General features: G+C 61.2%; 13 protein-coding genes. All 13 read left to right on the top strand.

The annotated features are described in order from the left end of the window. Nucleotides 1-25: 25 nt before the first annotated feature. Complete coding sequence (locus PTZ19_RS02510; RefSeq protein ID WP_276352179.1) at nt 26-1,201, top strand: MFS transporter; 1,176 nt, start codon at nt 26-28, stop codon at nt 1,199-1,201. Then, entirely contained in the window at nt 1,198-2,706 is a 1,509-nt protein-coding gene (locus tag PTZ19_RS02505; protein WP_276352178.1) for a carboxylesterase/lipase family protein, read from the top strand. The genes PTZ19_RS02510 and PTZ19_RS02505 overlap by 4 nt, the downstream gene beginning before the upstream one ends. A gap of 33 nt (nt 2,707-2,739) precedes the next feature. Continuing rightward, the gene (locus PTZ19_RS02500) at nt 2,740-3,933 is read left to right on the top strand and encodes a cytochrome P450 (RefSeq protein ID WP_276352177.1); all 1,194 of its coding nucleotides are present in this window, start codon (nt 2,740-2,742) and stop codon (nt 3,931-3,933) included. 162 nt (nt 3,934-4,095) lie between these two features. Continuing rightward, nucleotides 4,096-5,250 (top strand): 2-hydroxyacyl-CoA dehydratase subunit D, encoded by a 1,155-nt coding sequence (locus tag PTZ19_RS02495; RefSeq protein ID WP_276352176.1) that lies wholly within the window; start codon nt 4,096-4,098, stop codon nt 5,248-5,250. Beyond that, nucleotides 5,247-6,578 (top strand): 2-hydroxyacyl-CoA dehydratase subunit D, encoded by a 1,332-nt coding sequence (locus PTZ19_RS02490; protein WP_276352175.1) that lies wholly within the window; start codon nt 5,247-5,249, stop codon nt 6,576-6,578. The genes PTZ19_RS02495 and PTZ19_RS02490 overlap by 4 nt, the downstream gene beginning before the upstream one ends. Nucleotides 6,579-6,627: 49 nt before the next feature. Further along, the gene (locus PTZ19_RS02485) at nt 6,628-7,566 is read left to right on the top strand and encodes an MBL fold metallo-hydrolase (RefSeq protein ID WP_276352174.1); all 939 of its coding nucleotides are present in this window, start codon (nt 6,628-6,630) and stop codon (nt 7,564-7,566) included. 13 nt (nt 7,567-7,579) lie between these two features. Continuing rightward, nucleotides 7,580-8,698 carry a CapA family protein gene (locus PTZ19_RS02480; RefSeq protein ID WP_276352173.1) on the top strand — a complete coding sequence of 373 codons (1,119 nt, stop codon included), beginning with the start codon at nt 7,580-7,582 and terminating at the stop codon, nt 8,696-8,698. A gap of 47 nt (nt 8,699-8,745) precedes the next feature. Further along, nucleotides 8,746-9,951 (top strand): cytochrome P450, encoded by a 1,206-nt coding sequence (locus tag PTZ19_RS02475; protein WP_276352172.1) that lies wholly within the window; start codon nt 8,746-8,748, stop codon nt 9,949-9,951. Between the two features lie 213 nt (nt 9,952-10,164). After that, on the top strand, nt 10,165-11,103 hold the full coding sequence (locus PTZ19_RS02470) for a fumarylacetoacetate hydrolase family protein (protein WP_276352171.1): 939 nt from the start codon (nt 10,165-10,167) through the stop codon (nt 11,101-11,103). A gap of 15 nt (nt 11,104-11,118) precedes the next feature. Beyond that, nucleotides 11,119-11,616 (top strand): DinB family protein, encoded by a 498-nt coding sequence (locus PTZ19_RS02465; RefSeq protein ID WP_276352170.1) that lies wholly within the window; start codon nt 11,119-11,121, stop codon nt 11,614-11,616. 14 nt (nt 11,617-11,630) lie between these two features. Continuing rightward, nucleotides 11,631-12,746, top strand: coding sequence for a cupin domain-containing protein (locus tag PTZ19_RS02460; RefSeq protein ID WP_276352169.1), 1,116 nt, complete (start codon nt 11,631-11,633; stop codon nt 12,744-12,746). Between the two features lie 110 nt (nt 12,747-12,856). Continuing rightward, on the top strand, nt 12,857-15,061 hold the full coding sequence (locus tag PTZ19_RS02455; protein WP_276352168.1) for a helix-turn-helix domain-containing protein: 2,205 nt from the start codon (nt 12,857-12,859) through the stop codon (nt 15,059-15,061). A 152-nt stretch (nt 15,062-15,213) separates the two neighbouring features. Beyond that, complete coding sequence (locus PTZ19_RS02450; protein ID WP_276352167.1) at nt 15,214-16,671, top strand: NAD-dependent malic enzyme; 1,458 nt, start codon at nt 15,214-15,216, stop codon at nt 16,669-16,671. Nucleotides 16,672-16,689: the final 18 nt, after the last annotated feature.

Genomic DNA, 16,689 nt, shown 5'->3' with positions numbered 1-16,689 from the left:
AACGCCCGCCGCGGAAGCGGGAACGATGTGGAACCGGAATTTCGTCTTCATGATGATCGCGAACAGTCTGGTCGTCGGCAGTTATTTGATGCTGTCTCCGACCTTCCCCCTATACCTGGAGCAATTGGGCAACGCCCAGGATATCGTGGGCCTGCTGACGGGCATTTTCGTCGTGACGGCGATGGCCGCCCGTCCGTTCGCGGGCCGCTGGCTGGACGCGGGACACCGCAAGGACACCTACCTGTACGGGCAGCTGGCGTCCGCCGCCGCGATCGCCTGCTATCCGATCACGCATGCCTTCTGGCCGCTGCTGCTGCTGCGGCTCCTCCACGGCATCGGCATCGGCATCACGACGACGGCCGCCAACACGATTGCCGCGGATTTCATCCCCCGGCACAGGCTCGGCGAAGGGATCGGCTATTTCAGCCTGGGAACCGTCGTGTCCATGGCGGTCGCTCCCGGCCTTGGCTTGTTCCTGATGGAGCAGTGGGGCGTGCATGCGCTGTTCGGCGTGTCGGCGGGCTTCGTCGCGGCAGGCGCGGCGCTCGGTCTGACGGTTCGTTATGATCGGAGACGAACGACCGCGCCCCGCAACGCCGCAAAGACCGCGTCCGCCCAATTCGACCTGATCGAGCGGCGCGCGGTGAAGCCGGCCGTCGTCGCGACGTTTTCGGGGCTGTCGTTCAGCGTCGTGTCCACCTACGTCGCCATCTACGCCGCGCAGAAAAACGTCGGTTCGATCGGATTGTTCTTTACCGTTTACGCGCTGACGCTCGTCTTGTCCCGGCCCGGCTCCGGCCTGCTGGCGGACCGGAAAGGGCCCGCCAGCGCGATCGTTCCCGGCTTGCTGCTGCAGGTCGGCTCGATGGTACTGCTCTATTTCGCCGATCATCTGTCCTTGTTTCTGGCGGCGGCCGTCATCTTCGGCGCGGGCAACGGGGCGACGCAGAGCACGCTGAACTCGGTGGCCGTCAGCCAATCGCCGCAGGAGCGGCGCGGCGCGGCGGTCAGCACGTTCTATCTCGGACTGGACGTCGCCGCGGGACTGGGGCCCGTGTTGGGCGGACTCGCCGCCAAACAATGGGGGTATTCCGCGATGTATTTGGCGACGGTCGTTCCCATCTTGATCGGTTTAATTCTCTATTTGAAGAGGGACGGTCATCCGACCGCCGCCCGACAAGACAGGAGCGAGGACGCATGAACCCGGCCGGCGTCGAAGGAGGGAGCGGTTTCATGGGCAACGCCATCGTCGAAACCCGCTGCGGCAAAGCGGAAGGGCGGCACAACGGCCGCTGCTGGGTATGGAAAGGGATTCCGTATGCCCGGCCTCCGCTCGGAGATTTGCGTTTTCGGCCCCCGGAGCCTCCCGTACGCTGGGAAGGGGTGAGGGACGCCACGCGTTTCTCCCCGGTCGCCCCGCAAACGTCCAAGGATCCGGGCGGCCTCGGCATGAGCGAGGATTGCCTGTATCTGAACGTCTGGTCGCCGGGAGCGGACGACCGGAGAAGACCGGTCATGGTCTGGATTCACGGAGGCGCGTTTATCGGCGGATCCGGCGCCGAGCCGACGTACGACGGTTCGTCCTTCTGCGAAGCCGGCGACCTCGTGTTCGTCACTTTCAATTACCGGTTGGGCGCGCTCGGCTTCCTGCAGCTGGGAGAGATCGGCGGCGAAGCGTACGCGGCGTCCGGGAACAACGGCATCCTGGACCAGGCGGCCGCCTTGCGCTGGGTGCGGGACAACATCGAGCGGTTCGGCGGCGATCCGGAGCGGGTCACCGTATTCGGCCAGTCGGCGGGCGCCGGGAGCGTGGCCGCGCTGATGGCCATGCTGTCCGCGCAGGGGCTGTTCCACCGCGCCATCCTGCAAAGCGCAGCCATGGATTACGTCCATTCGCTGGGCGCGGCCGCTCGGACCGCCCGGATCCTGCTGGAAGGCTTGAACTTGTCCGGCGACGTGATGTCCGCCCTGAAGGCGATGCCGGCGGCCGAGCTGACGCAGCGCGCCGAGAAGATCGTCCGCCGGCATGGATTGCGGTTTTTCCCGGTCGTGGACGGGATCGCCTTGCCCCGGCATCCGGCGGAGGCGTTGGCGGACGGAGCGGCCCGGGAGGTTCCGGTGATGGTCGGGGCGACGTCGGACGAAATGGCGCTCATGCATCTGTCCGATCCGGGATGGGAGCAAGCCTTTTCGGACGAACGTTCCGCCGTGGAGTGGTTCATCCACCGGTTCGGTCCGTTTCCGGAGCGCGCCGTCCCGTTTTATTTGCAGCGTCCCTCCCGCGAGGCCGAAGTGACGCGGAACTTGATTCAGCTGGTCAGCGACCGGATTTTCTGGACTTCCGCCTTGCGGATCGCCGAGAGCCGCGTCAACCATCACGCTCCGGTGTGGATGTACCGATTCCATTGGCAAAGCCCCGCGATGGACGGAAAGCTGGGGGCTTGCCACGCCATGGAGCTGCCGTTCGTTTTCAACACCATCGGCAACCCTTCGGCCCGCCGGATGCTCGGCGATTCGCCGCCGGCGCGGCTCGCCGAACAAATGCATAAAGCCTGGATCGCCTTCGCCCGCGGCGGGGATCCGAACACGCCGGACATCCCGGAATGGCCCGCCTACGAGCTCGATCACCGTCCGACGATGATTTTCGGCGAGCGAACGGAGCTGATCCCGGACCCGAACCGCGAAGAACGTCTGGTATGGAGTTGAATGCCGAAATATTTTCCCGGAGGAGGGATTCCATTGACAACGGGCACGCATGATTTCGAAGCGATGACGAAGGAAACGTTCACCAGCGCCCATGAGACGTTCGCCGAGCTCCGCAGCCGGTGTCCCGTGGCGCACAGCCGCTCCTATGACGGATTTTGGGCTTTGCTGAAATACGACGACGTCGTGGAAGCGCTCAAACAGCCGGACGTGTTCGTCACTTCCGTGCAGAACGTGGTGCCCAAAGTCTCGACCACCGGCCGCCGGCCGCCCCTTCATCTGGATCCGCCGGAACATACGCCGTACCGCGGCGTGCTGAACCCGTTTTTCGCGGACCGGAAGCTGGAACGATTGCGCGAACCGGTGCACGCCGCCGTCGTGAATCTTCTGGAGCCTTTCATCCGGAACGGTGGAGGCGACATGTGCAAGGATTTCTCCCACAAGCTGCCCGGTTACGCGCTGGCGAGTTTCTTCAGCCTGTCGACCGAAATGTCGATGACGATCCGCGAGACCACCTCCCGGTACGTCCATGCGCTCCATGTGGGCGACAAGCCGGCGATTCAGCGGCACAGCCAGGAATTGTACCGAATCGCCCGCGAGCTGATCGACTCCCGGAAGCAAGGAACGTACGATCCCGAGGAAGACGTGGTCGCCGCGTATTTGAACAAAACCTATAACGGCGAGCCGTTGCCGGACGAATTGATTTTGGGGACGATCCGCCAGTTGATCGTCGTCGGGATGATCGCGCCCGTCATTTTCATCGGCAGCATGACGGTGCACCTCGCGCAAAATCCCTCCGTGCACGAAATGCTGAGACGGGATCCGTCTTTGGTGCCGGACGCCATCGAGGAATATTTAAGGCTGTTTACGCCTTATCGGGGATTCGCCCGTACGCCGACCCGGGACGTGGTCATCGGCGGCAAGACGATCAAGAAAGACGAGCCGATCGCCATGGTCTTCAGTTCGGCTAACCGGGACGAGTCCGTGTTTCCGGAAAGCGACCGGTTTATCCTGCATCGGCCCAATATCAAGGACCACATCGCGTTCGGCGTCGGTCCGCATCGATGCCCCGGAGCGCCTCTGGCCCGCATGATGCTGCAAATGACCTTGAAGGAGCTGCTGCGGCGCACGAAGCGCATCGAGCTGGCCGGGGACATCGAGATGACGAACTGGCCGGAATGGGGCGCGGCCTCCGTGCCGGTGAAAATCACGCCGGCGGACGAGGAGTAGACGATAGAGGGAGAAGCGAGTGCTTCCGGGAGAGCCCATCGTGCACCAAGCACGAATGCGGCTCTCTTTTTTACTGCACGATGAACGTAGGTTATTCGTCAGCATGCCTTTATAATAAGAAAAGTAAGGAAGGCGCTTTCACAGCGGGAGAGGGGTGCGATTTTGACGGCGCTGAACAAGCTGGTTCAAGCCTATGACCACAAACATAAGGCTGCGCTCGAGTGGAAAGAAAACGGCGGCCTGGTCGCCGCCTGTCTGGGCGCCGACGTGCCGGAGGAAATGCTGATCGCCGCCGGCGTGCTGCCGGTGCGGATTTTCGGCGACGGCGCGGCAACGGATACGGCCGACCTTTATCTGGAGAAAGGGTTCGATCCGGGGGTACGCGCCCTGTTCGAACAGATCGTCAGCGGATCGTACCGTTACGCGGATCGATTGTTCATTTCGAATTCGTCCGATGCGCTGATCCGCGTCTACTATTACTTGCGAGCGATGCGCGAGGCGGAGCCGGACAAACCGGTTCCCGATTTGTATTTCTATGATTTTCTTCATACCCGATACCGCATGAGCGCCTTGTATAACCGGGCCCGGACGGACGTTCTGCTGCAAGAGCTGGAGAAGTGGACCGGCAAACGCATCGCGCGGGAGGACCTTGCCGCGGCGATCGACGTCTGCAACCGGAACCGGGAATTGCTGAATAAGGTCGCGGAGCTGAGGACGGCGGATCGTCCGCGGATCAGCGGCGCGAACGCGCTCCGAATCATCGGATCGTCCATGGTGACGCCCGTGCGGGAGCATAACGAATGGCTTCGCCGACTGCTGGAGGAAGCGCCGGGCTATGCCCCGCTGGATGGCGTCAGGCTGTTCTTCACGGGCAGCGCGCACGATCATCCCGAGTTTTACGAGCTGGCCGAATCGTGCGGCGGAATCGTCGTCGGAGAGGACCATGACAAGGGAGATCGGCATTACGCGGTAATGACCGACCCGAACGTCGATCCGATCGACGCGATCGTCGACCGGTACCAGTTCCGATCGGTCAGTTCCAGCCAGGGCACGGTTACCGAACGCACGGCCGAACTGGCGAAGCGGGTGCGCGAGACCCGGGCGGAAGGCGTCATCGCGTATATCCACGAGTCCGACGACGCGCCGTCTTGGGATTTCCCGGAACAGCGCAAAGCGCTGGAAGCGATGGGCGTATCCGTGCTGCTGCTCGACCGGCAGCCCTACCGGCTGCGGGACGACGGCGGCGAGCGGGACAAGATCGGTCGCTTCATTCAATCGATCCGCGAACGGAAAGCAACCGGGGAGGGAGTCCTTTGAGCCGAAACGAACAAGACGTCAGACCGGACAGCCGGACGGACGGCCCTCGGGGCAAAGCCAGCGTCAAACGTCTTCAGACGGCAGCCAGAGCGACCGCGTACCAGAAGGAATGGTTCATGGGCCTGAGGGAGAGGGTGGCGGCCGGCGAACCGCTGGCGATCGTCAACGCCGACGTGCCGCAGGAAATTTTCCGGGCGATGGATATTCCATATGTGGTTAACCAGTGGTGGGCATCGGTCTGTTCCGCGAAGCAGATGGCGCCGTACTACCTCGGGCTGCTGAACGAAGAAGGCTACCGCAAAGATTTGTGCCAATATTGCTCGCTGTCGCTCGCCTCCGCCTTCGATCCGGAACCGGACAAGGGGCCGTGGGGCGGCTTGCCGAAGCCGACGGTCGGCGTGACGCGCCTGACATGCGATTCGCAAGCGAAAATTTTCGAGCTGTGGTCCCGCAAGTTCGGCGTGCCGTTCTATCCGCTGGAGAACACGGTGCCGACGTACATTCCCCCCAATTGGTGGGAGAAAGCCCCGTACGAATGGGACGAACTGTTCGAGCCCCACCGCCTGGACCTGATGGTCGAGGATTTCGAAGGCTTGATCCGTTTCCTTGAGACCCACACCGGCAAAACGTTCAGCGAAACGAAGTTCCGCGAAGTGCTCCGTCTGGTCAACGAACAGGCGAGCTATAACCGCAAGACGCGCGACTTGATCGCCCGGACCGTGCCGGCGCCGGTCAGCATCACCGACACGGTGCAGACGGTCATGGTGCCGCAATGGCAGCGCGGCACGGAGTGGGCCGTCGACATCGCGAAATCGCTGTACGAGGAAGTCAGCGGAATCGTCGAACGGGGAGAATCGGCGTGCTCCAAAGAAAATATTCGGCTGATGTGGATCGGCAGAGGCCTGTGGTTCAACCTCGGCTTCTACCAGCATTTCGAAGAACGGTACGGCGCGGCGTTCATCTGGTCGATCTACCTGGGTCTTGCCGCCGACGCGTACGCGAGATACGGGGAAGATTCGCTCCGGACGCTGGCCAGCCGGTTCGTGGGCATGGAAGACATGCTGCACATGCCGCCATGGAACAGCAGCTGGTACGTCAAGGAAGCGAAGCACAACCAGATTGACGGCGTCGTCCATCTGGTCAGCGAGAGCTGCACGCAAGGCGCGGGCGGCACGTATTTCATCAAGAAAGCGCTGGAGGACGCGGGCATTCCCGTGCTTCAGCTGAAGGCCGACCCGGTGGACGCGAGAGCTTGGGACGAATCGGCGATGAAGGCCAAGCTGGAGGATTTCCTGGAGCATACGCTGGGCGCCAAACCTCTTACGTAAAGGGATCGAGCACATCATGACATCCGAGTCAAGGGCTGGTTGCAAAGTAGTGGAAATTCGCTTTAACACGCCTTACGAGGTCGGGGAAGCCAACGTCTTTCTGCTGGAGCTGGACAACCGGCTTCTGCTCGTCGACGCGGCCGCGGATACGGACGAGTGTTGGCGGGATTTTCAGGACGCGCTGGCGGCCGAAGGATATTCGGTCGGCGACCTTGCGGCGATTTTATTGACGCACAGCCACCCGGATCACGTCGGGCTGGTGAACCGCATCGCGGAGCGCCGCGACATTCCGGTCTATGCCCATCCGGATGCCGTGCCCCGCCTGACGAGAGATCCGGATTTCCTCTCGATGCGGGTCGAGTTTTACGCCCGGCTGTATCGGGAGATGGGCTGCGGCGAAGCGGGCGAACGCCAGGTCGACAAGCTGCGGGCGGCATTGTCCGGGAACGACGGGCTGCGGATCCGCGCGGACATTACGGCCGTGCGGGAGTCCGACAGGGCGGAGGGCACGGTAGTGCTCGAGGTGCCCGGGCACGCGCCCGACCATCTGGCGTTCTGGCTCCCCGGCTCCCGGACGATGTTCGCCGGGGACCACCTGCTGAGCCGGATTTCCAGCAACGCGTTCGTGGAGCCGGACCGCGACGGCCGGCGCCTCCCGTCGCTTTCGAACTACGTCCGCTCCATGGAGAAATGCTTGCCGCTTCGCCCCGCGCGGGTATACGCCGGCCACGGGGACGCGATCGACGACGCGGCCGCCCTGATCGAACACCGGATCGGGCGCATCCGCAAGAAAGCCGAGTCCGTCCGCGGCCTGATCCTCGGCGGGAAGTCGACGGCCGCCGAGATCGCGCAGGCTTTCTACGGCGATAAATACGGCACCTTGTTCGGTCCGGTGATGTCGGAAATCATCGGGCTGCTGGATTTCATGGAAGCCGAAGGTCAGATCCGTTCCCGGTACGCGGACGGAATCGTGACGTACACGGCTTGACGGAGGCGGGTCTATGGATCGAGCGGAATTGGATTTGATCGCGGCGGGCGATATCATTCTGGGGCCGGATTGCGGCCATCTATTCGACTCGACGCGGCAGCTGCTTCGGGAAGCGGATATCGCCGTCGGGCAGCTGGAAGTGACGCATACGGAGCGGAACGCCCACGCCGTCTCCCTCGGCAGGATTCCGGCGAACCTGCGTCCGCTTGCGGACGCCGGCTTCGACATCGTGACGCTGGCGGGCAACCATCTGGCCGATTACGGTCCGGAAGGCATCGAGGATACGCACGAATGGCTGGACCGCCACGGCATCGCTTACGTCGGAGCGGGAATGAACCTGGAAGAAGCGAGAAGGGCGCGGGTCTTGGAACGCAAAGGGATCCGCGTCGGCTTCCTGAACTACAACTGCGTGGGACCGAAGGAAACGTGGGCGGCAGCGGGCCGTCCCGGCAACGCGTACGTCAACGTCATTACCCACTACGAGCTGGACCACGCCAATCCCGGCGGCCAGCCGAAAGCCTTCACGTTCGCCGAGCCGGTCAGCATGGGCCGGCTGAAGGAGGATATCCGCCGGCTCCGTTCGGAGTGCGACGCGGTGATCGTCGCGCTGCACAAAGGGTTGGTGCATACCCCCGCCAAGCTGCTGGATTACGAGTTCCAGGTTGCTTACGAGGCGATCGACGCCGGGGCGGACCTGATTTTGGCCCACCATTCCCACATCCTGAAAGGGATCGAATGGTACAAAGGAAAGGCAATCTTCCACAGCTTGGGCAACGGTTACGTGTATTTGCCGCTGCGGGCGCTCGTGACCGGGCCGCTGCCCGACAACTGGGCGCAGCGAAGGAAGGCGATGTTCGGCTTCGAGCCCGATCCCGAGTACGAGACCTATCCGTTTCACCCGGAAGCGAAGTTCGCGATGCTCGCCCGTTGCCGGATCGGCAGGGCGGGGGTGACGCGGGTCGCGTTCCGGCCTTGCTACGTCGACCGCCGGGGACAGCCCGAGCTCTTGGCGAGATCGGCCGGCGGGGAAGAGATGCTGGACTATATGAGACGCATTACGAGGGAAGCCGGCTTGAACGCGGAATTCGCGTGGGACGGCGACGAGGTCGTCGTAACCGGCGGGAACCGGTAAGCGGCAGGATTCCGGATCAGGCGGATCCGATACAGGAGGGATCGACCATGAGCAATCCCGGCGTTATCGACAAGCGCTCGGACGACGATTTCGTCCCCCGGGCGCCGGAAACGTTCACCAGCGCGCACGAGCTGTACAAGGAAATGCGGGCCCGATGCCCGCTCGCCCACAGCAACGAATGGGGCGGCTTCTGGGTGTTGTCGAGGTACGAAGACGTCGTAGGCGTACTGAAGGATTACCACACGTACACGACTTCGGTGCAGAACGTCGTGCCCAAAGTCGCGTTTACGGGAAGGCGGCCTCCCCTGCATCTCGATCCGCCGGAGCATTCGGTATACCGAAGGCTTATCAACCGGTTTTTCACCAAGGAGAAGATGGCCCGGATCGAGCCGCTGGTCCAGCGCGATACGGAAGAGCTCGCGAAAGCTTTGATCGGCGGGCACACCGTCGAGATCGCGGCCGACTATTCGCACAAGATCCCGGCTCACGTGTTCGCCCATTTCTTCAATCTCCCGGTCGAACTGTCCGCCAAAATCAAGGAGATCAGCACGGCCTACGTGAAGGCGATCATGGAGTTCGACGACCAGGAGAAGGTCAAGCGGCTGAGCCTCGGCTTGTACGACATCGCGCGCGAAGTCATCGCCGAGCGCAGGCGGAAGCCGATGTCTCCGGACGACGACCTGACCAGCGCCTTGCTGGCGGAGACTTACGAAGGGCAGCCGCTGCCGGACGACATGATCCTGGGCTGCGTGCGGGCGCTGCTGGTGGCCGGCATGATCGCGCCCAGCGTGCTGATCGCCAGCATTTTCGTGCACATGACGGAGCATCCGGACATCCAGGAACAGCTTCGGAGCGACCTGAGCCTCATCCCGGCGGCCGTCGAGGAATATTTGCGCTTGCTCACGCCGTACCGGGGGATGTCCCGCACGGCCAAACACGATGTCGTCATCCACGGGCAGCTGATCCGGAAAGACGAACCGATCGCGCTCAACTACGCGTCCGCCAACCGCGACGATTCCGTGTTCCCGGACGGCGATCGGTTCATCCTGAACCGGCCGAACATCGACCGGCATATCGTGTTCGGCGAAGGACCGCACAAATGCCCGGCGGGACCGCTCGCGCGGATGATGGTGCGCTATTCGATCGAAGAAGCGCTGAAACGGACGACGCGGATCGAACGGGCGGGAGAGATCAAGATGACCGTCTGGGCGGAGTGGGGCGTACTGTCCGCGCCGATGAAGCTGTTCCCTTAAACGGCGGCTTCCAACGCCATACGTACCGGCAGGACAACGAACGGCAGCGCGTGCGCGCCGGCTCGTTGTCCTTTTCTTCATCGCGAACGAAAAAACACCCGGTTTTTTGTCCGCCGTGAAGGTGTTCTTTTCGGCGGCCGTTCCTTAAGATTAGTGTTGACAGCGCTTTCTGGTTCGCACCCGGAACACATCGCAACGACAGGAGGAAAGACGTTGAAGCTCGTTACGTTTACGCGCGAAGGCCGCACGAGAATCGGCCGTCTGGAGGGCAGCCGGATTACGGATCTGAACTACGCGGTCCAACTCTGGCTGAAATCGCAAGGCAAATACCGGTACCGGGAAATTGCCGAGGCCTACGTGCCCCCGGAGATGGTCGGGTTTTTGCAGGGCGGCCGGGAAAGCATGGACATGGCGGAGCGTGCTTGCGCTTACGTCGAAGAGAACCCGGCGGCGGCATCGGCGGCCGATTGGAAACTTTCGCTTCAGCTCGGCGAGGTGAAGCTGGAAGCGCCCGTGACGACGCCGAACAAGATCGTCTGCGTCGGGCATAACTACCGGGAGCACATCCGGGAGATGGGGCGGGAGATCCCGCAGTTCCCGGTCATCTTCGCCAAATACGCCAACACGATCATCGGTCCGCAGGACGATATCCCGTATCCTTCCGTCACGAACCAACTGGACTACGAAGCGGAATTCGCCTTCGTGATCGGGAAGCGGGCCTCCAAGGTGAGCAAGGCGGACGCGCTCGATTACGTGGCCGGCTATACGATCGTCAACGACGTCACGTCGCGCGATTTGCAGCGCAGGACGATTCAATGGCTGCAAGGCAAAACGGTCGACGGAAGCGCGCCGATGGGACCGTACCTGGTGACCAAGGATGAAATCGAAGATCCGTACCGACTGAACGTCGAGCTCCGGGTAAACGGGGAGCTCCGCCAAAAGACGAATACGGCGAATTTCGTTTTCAACGTGCACGATCTCGTGGAATTTCTGTCCGGTTTCATGACGCTGGAGCCCGGGGACGTGGTGTGCACCGGGACGCCCGGCGGCGTCGGCGTCGCGATGGACCCGCCCGTCTTCCTGCAGGACGGAGATGTCGTTCGAATCGATATCGATCGGCTCGGGACGCTGGAAAACCGCGTTCGCCGATAAGGGGAGGAAGATACGATGGCTCAGGACAAAGTGCGCGAATACGTTCGGAATACCCGCGATAAGCTCGCCGAAATGTTGAAGCTGGCGCAAGGACTGCCGGAATCCCGCTATTTGCGGAAGCCTTCGGAGGAAGCCTGGTCGATTCTGCAGGTGCTCTGCCACGTGGACGAGGCGATCAATTATTGGCTCGACGAGCTGCAGGCCGTCGTCCGCCGCGAGAGAAACGAGTGGGGGCGGGGCCTCCAGGACGCGGCCCGTTTGGCGGCCGTCGATCAAGCCCACGGACGGGACTACGAGGAAGTGCTGCAGCGGCTGAGACAAACCGGAGGCCGCGCGGAGCGCGTTCTGATGGGACTGCAGGACGATGACCTGTTGTTGACGGCCACCCATCGCAACCCCAAATTCGGGGAAAAGCCGATGACGTTCTTGCTGGACCATTTCGTCGTCGAACATATTGGCAAACACGTAGACCAGATCAACCGGAATTTGGCGAACGACTCCAACCAAGCTTAAGAGGAGGCAGCGCAATGGAAGCCAACGCTTTTCTGCAAAGCGAGCAAGTCAAGCAGTTTTCCAGCGAACTGGAAAAGGTGAACCTGGGGCCGCTCTGGCATGCCATTCCCCAATTGATGAATCACCAGCCGAAACCCGAAGCGGTTCCTTATTTATGGAAGTGGGAGCTGCTGCACGCGAAATTGATGGAAGCGTCGACCATCTTCACGCCGGACCGCGGCGGGGAACGAAGGGCGATCTATATTCAAAATCCGGGCCTCGCCTATAAAAAACCGTGGGGCTGGGCATCGGCCACGCAGACGTTGTACGCCGCCATCCAATTGATCCTGCCGGGCGAGACGGCGCCGTCCCACCGGCATACCCAAAGCGCGCTGCGGTTTATCTCGAAAGGCAAAGGCGCCTATTCGATCGTCGACGGGGAACGCCTGTACATGGAAGAAGGGGATTTTCTGACCACGCCGGGCGGATTGTGGCACGGCCATTCCCATCCGGGCACGGAACCGATGTTCTGGCTGGATTGCCTGGACATTCCTTTCATGTACGGGATCAACGGCACGTTCTTCGAATCGTACCCGGATCACATCCAGCAGCCCGAACGCCCGGACGATTATTCGGCGTGGCGCTACAGGGGCGGCATGGTTCGGCCGATTTCCGACCGGACGGAGAAGAAGGCGCCGCTCGGCTTGTACAAATGGAAGCCGACGGCGGAAGCCCTCGAGGGCTTAAGCCGGTTCGAGCCGGATCCTTACGACGGCGTCGCGGTCGAATACTTCAATCCTTCGAACGGCAAAAACGCGACGCCCAATATCGCGTCCTGGATGCAGAAGCTGCCGCGGGGATTCGAAGGCTTGGCCCACCGGCATACGCATTCCGTCATTTACCACGTGTTCAGGGGCTCCGGAACTACCGTCATCGACGGAACCCGGTTCGATTGGTCGCAAGGGGACATTTTCGTCGTCCCGCCTTGGGCTTTGCACGAACACGCCAACACCGGCACGGAGGACGCGCTGCTGTTCTCCGCCAGCGATTTGCCGCTCATGGAACGTTTGGATCTCGTCCGCGGGGAAACGTACGAACGCAACCGCGGGCGTCAAGAAGTGACCGGTCGGTTTTCCCCGATCTTGCCCTGATCCATCCGACTGATCCATCGCCTTTTTGCCGCGCCTCGGCAAGAGGGCGATTCCTTTATGCCGGAGATTCAAGTAAGATGGATTCAACCCCTTGGGGAGGGAGATGCCGAATGATCGATGCCAAACAGCAGCAAATCATGAACAAGATCGACGTACATCTACGCAAAACGGCCCGACGTTTGGTGCAGTTCGATACGCTGGATGAAACGCTTCACTATTTGATCGACTCGTTCCATCAACAGTTCGCCTGCGACTTCATGGCGATCTTGACGATCGACAACGGTACGTTGGCCGTGAAGGCCAAAAAAGGCGACGCAGCGGGTCTCGAACCGAATTTTCCGCTGCCCGTCGAACGATGCTGCGCCGAGCTTTTTCAGAGATCCTACTGTTCGTTCGACTCGATCAAAGGCAAGGAGACGTGCGTATTCCTCACTTCTCTCGACAACGAAAATTTTCAATCCTGGTTTACGATCCCCATCCTGCATGAAACCGGAAGCTGCCTCGGGCTGTGCGTGATCGCCTTCCGCTCGTTCGTGCCGCTCGTGCTCGAGGCGGATAAGCTGTTTCTCGAGTACGGCAGGGATATCGCGACCGCCTTCGCGCTCGCCCGCCATCGGGAAAACGAGTTCAAGAAAATCAAAGGCCTGGACTGGCTGAAAGAGAATCTGTATTCGCTCGAACAAATCGTGGAAAATATCGTGGAACGGGCCGGCAAAGGCACGGGCGCACGATCGGCTTCCATCTACTTGTATGACGAGACAAGCAATGAGCTGCTGCTTCAAAGGCCGGTATACGGGGCTTCCCAAGCCCCTCGGAAGATCGATCTGCATGAGCGTTACGATCTGAAGTCGTTCTTCTCCCATCTGGAAAAGCCGGGCGGACCGGAGATCACGATCCCCCTGACGGTCAATTTGAAATTGATCGGGGTTCTCCACGTCACGGACAAGGAACCCGGCGCTTTCACCCGCGAGGATCTGGAATTGCTGACGTTCCTGTCCTCCCACGTGTCGGCCGTCATCGAAAACGCCAGGTTATACCTAAGCGAACGGGAACGCCAGACGCGGCTGGAAACGTATATGAACTACCAGTACGACCTGGTCAAGCATACCGTGGAGGAAGACGGATTTTCCAACATCTCCAAGTCGTTGTCCAACATGATGGGCTGCCCGGTGTTTCTGTTCGACCGCTTCTTCCACGTGACGTCCGTGTTTTCGCGCGAAGACGAATCGCCCTGCCATGATCGGGTGATCGCGGCTGTCCGTCAGCATGGCCGGGAGGTGTCCGGCAGCCGCCGGCTGGAACATTGGCTGGACTTGGACGATAACGGCGAACTGGGGTTATGGAAGGTGATGGGCGGCGGGGAATTGCTCGGGTATCTCGGTCTCGCGATGCCCAGGAAACATCTCGACATCGTCCTCCGGATGACGCTCAACCACGCCTTGAACGTCTATGCGGTGCAATTCATCAAGCAGAAGTTGGTGCTGGACGTACGGGAGCAAGTCAAGGACGGCTTTTTCAACCAACTGTTCACCCAAGACGCCCAAAACAAGCCGAAAGTCATGGAATACGCCAACCTGCTGAATTGGGATCTCTCGAAACCGCACTGTATCGGATTGTTCACGTTCCGGATCGATCCCGCCGAAGACCGCAATCCGAACGTCCTCGAATGGGAAACGGAGAAAAACCGCATTTGGGACCGCGTTCGCGACGAAGTGTCCCGGAAGGAACCCGGGCTGATCCTGACGCGCAAAGACGCCTACTACTTGGTCATCGTGCCGAAAGAGAAAACGTCGGGCGATTTTTGGGACCGCTTCCATGTGCGGATCCGGAAAATATTGGACGGGGAGTGGAAGCACGTCTCCTTCTACCTCGGCATCAGCCAGGAAGCGAAGGAGATCGAGGAATATTACCTCGGCTACAAACAGGCGCAAAAAACGCTCAGCATCCTGATCAACCGCTTCCCCCGGAAGCCGTACATGAGCTTCCACCAACTGGGCTCTTATACCGTTCTGTACCATATGGACGATCCTCTGGCCGGCACGCTGTTCATCAAGACGTATTTGGAACCGCTGCTCACGTACGGGAAAAACCGGGACCTGTTCGATACGCTCCGCGTGTACCTCATGACCAACGGCAACATCAAGGATGCGGCCGGCCTGTTGTTCATCCACCGCAGCTCCTTGAAATACCGGTTGGAAAAAATCAGGGAAGTGCTGAACGTGGACATCGACGACGCCGAACAGCGCTTTAATCTGCTGCTCGCCTACAAGCTTCACGATTTGCAAGGCGGCGAGCCGCACGGCGCCGATTCGTAACGTATGCTTGCGTTTGCGGAAATGCGCCCCCGCGTTTCGTCCACGATGAACGTTCATGCCGATGGTTGCAAGGGCTACAATGGGAATCAGACGACTGGAGGTTGAAGCGTTTGCGAGCTTCCAGTTGAGTAACCCTTTACGGAGGTTTCGAGATGACCAAGAGCCATTCCCCGATTCGGTCCAACACGGTGATTATCCGCATGGAGATTCAACTGGACGTGCCTTTCGTCGCGATCGCGAACGCCGTCCACGAGGCGGGCGGGGAAATTACCGCGGTCGACATCGTCAGCCGAAGCCCGGCCGCAACGATTCGGGACGTTACCGTGCAAGTGTCGGACGGCGAATCCGAACAACGTCTGATGAAACGGCTGCAGGCGGAGCAGGGAATCGCCGTCGTCAACGTTTCCGATCGGACGTTCCTCATGCACCTCGGCGGAAAATTGGAGATCCATTCCAAGGTGCCGATCAAAAACCGCGACGACCTGTCCCATGTATACACGCCCGGCGTAGCCAAAGTGTGCATGGCGCTTCACGAGGAACCGTCCAAGGCATACGCGCTGACGATCAAACGGAATACGGTCGCCGTGGTGACCGACGGAACCGCCGTGCTCGGGCTCGGCGACATCGGCCCGATCGCGGCGATGCCGGTGATGGAAGGCAAGGCGATGCTGTTCAAGGAAATGGCCGGCGTCGACTCGTTCCCGATTTGTCTGGACACGAAGGACCCGGAGGAAATCGTCCGGATCGTCAAATCGATCGCTCCCGTCTTCGGAGGCATCCATCTGGAGGACATCTCTTCCCCCCGTTGCTTCGAGATCGAGGAACGCCTGAAACGGGAACTGGACATTCCCGTCTTCCACGACGATCAGCACGGAACGGCCGTCGTCATGTTGGCCGGTCTGATCAACGCGCTGAAAATCGTCGGAAAACGCATGGAGGAGATCAAAGTCGCCTTCAGCGGCGTCGGAGCGGCCGGAATCGCCTGCACCCGGATTTTGCTCCGCGCCGGGGTGAAGCATATCGTGGGCGCCACCCGGTCGGTCGGCATCATCCGCCGCGGGCCGAACTACGACAATCCGATGTTCCGCTGGTACGCGGAACACACCAACCCCGACAACGTGAGCGGGACTTTGTCCGACGCCATGGAGGGGGCCGACGTCTTTATCGGGTTGTCGGGACCGGGCGTCATTACGCTGGAAGATCTGCGGAAAATGAACCGCGATCCGATCGTGTTCGCCATGGCCAACCCGACGCCGGAGATCGCCCCCGAAATCGCCGAGCCGTTCGTACGGGTCATGGCGACCGGCCGGTCGGATTATCCGAATCAGCTGAATAACGTCCTCTGCTTCCCCGGCATGTTCCGCGGGGCGCTCGATTGCCAGGCGACGTGCATCAACGAGGAAATGAAGCTGGCAGCCGCTCACGCGATCGCATCCATCGTCGAAGACCATGAACGGAGCGAGCAGTACATCGTCCCCAGCGTGTTCAACACGAGGGTGGTGGAAGCGGTCAGGAGGAAAGTGATCCAGGCGGCGATCGAGACGGGCGTGGCCCGGAGAGTGCCGCACGATCTCAGTTCGGTCGCGAACTCTGGCGCCGTGACGGGATAAGACGCGGTCGCCGGCCGC

Source organism: Cohnella caldifontis, assembly GCF_029360585.1.
In the GTDB taxonomy this organism is placed as follows: domain Bacteria; phylum Bacillota; class Bacilli; order Paenibacillales; family Paenibacillaceae; genus Cohnella; species Cohnella caldifontis.
This window is presented reverse-complemented; position numbering and strand designations above follow the sequence as displayed.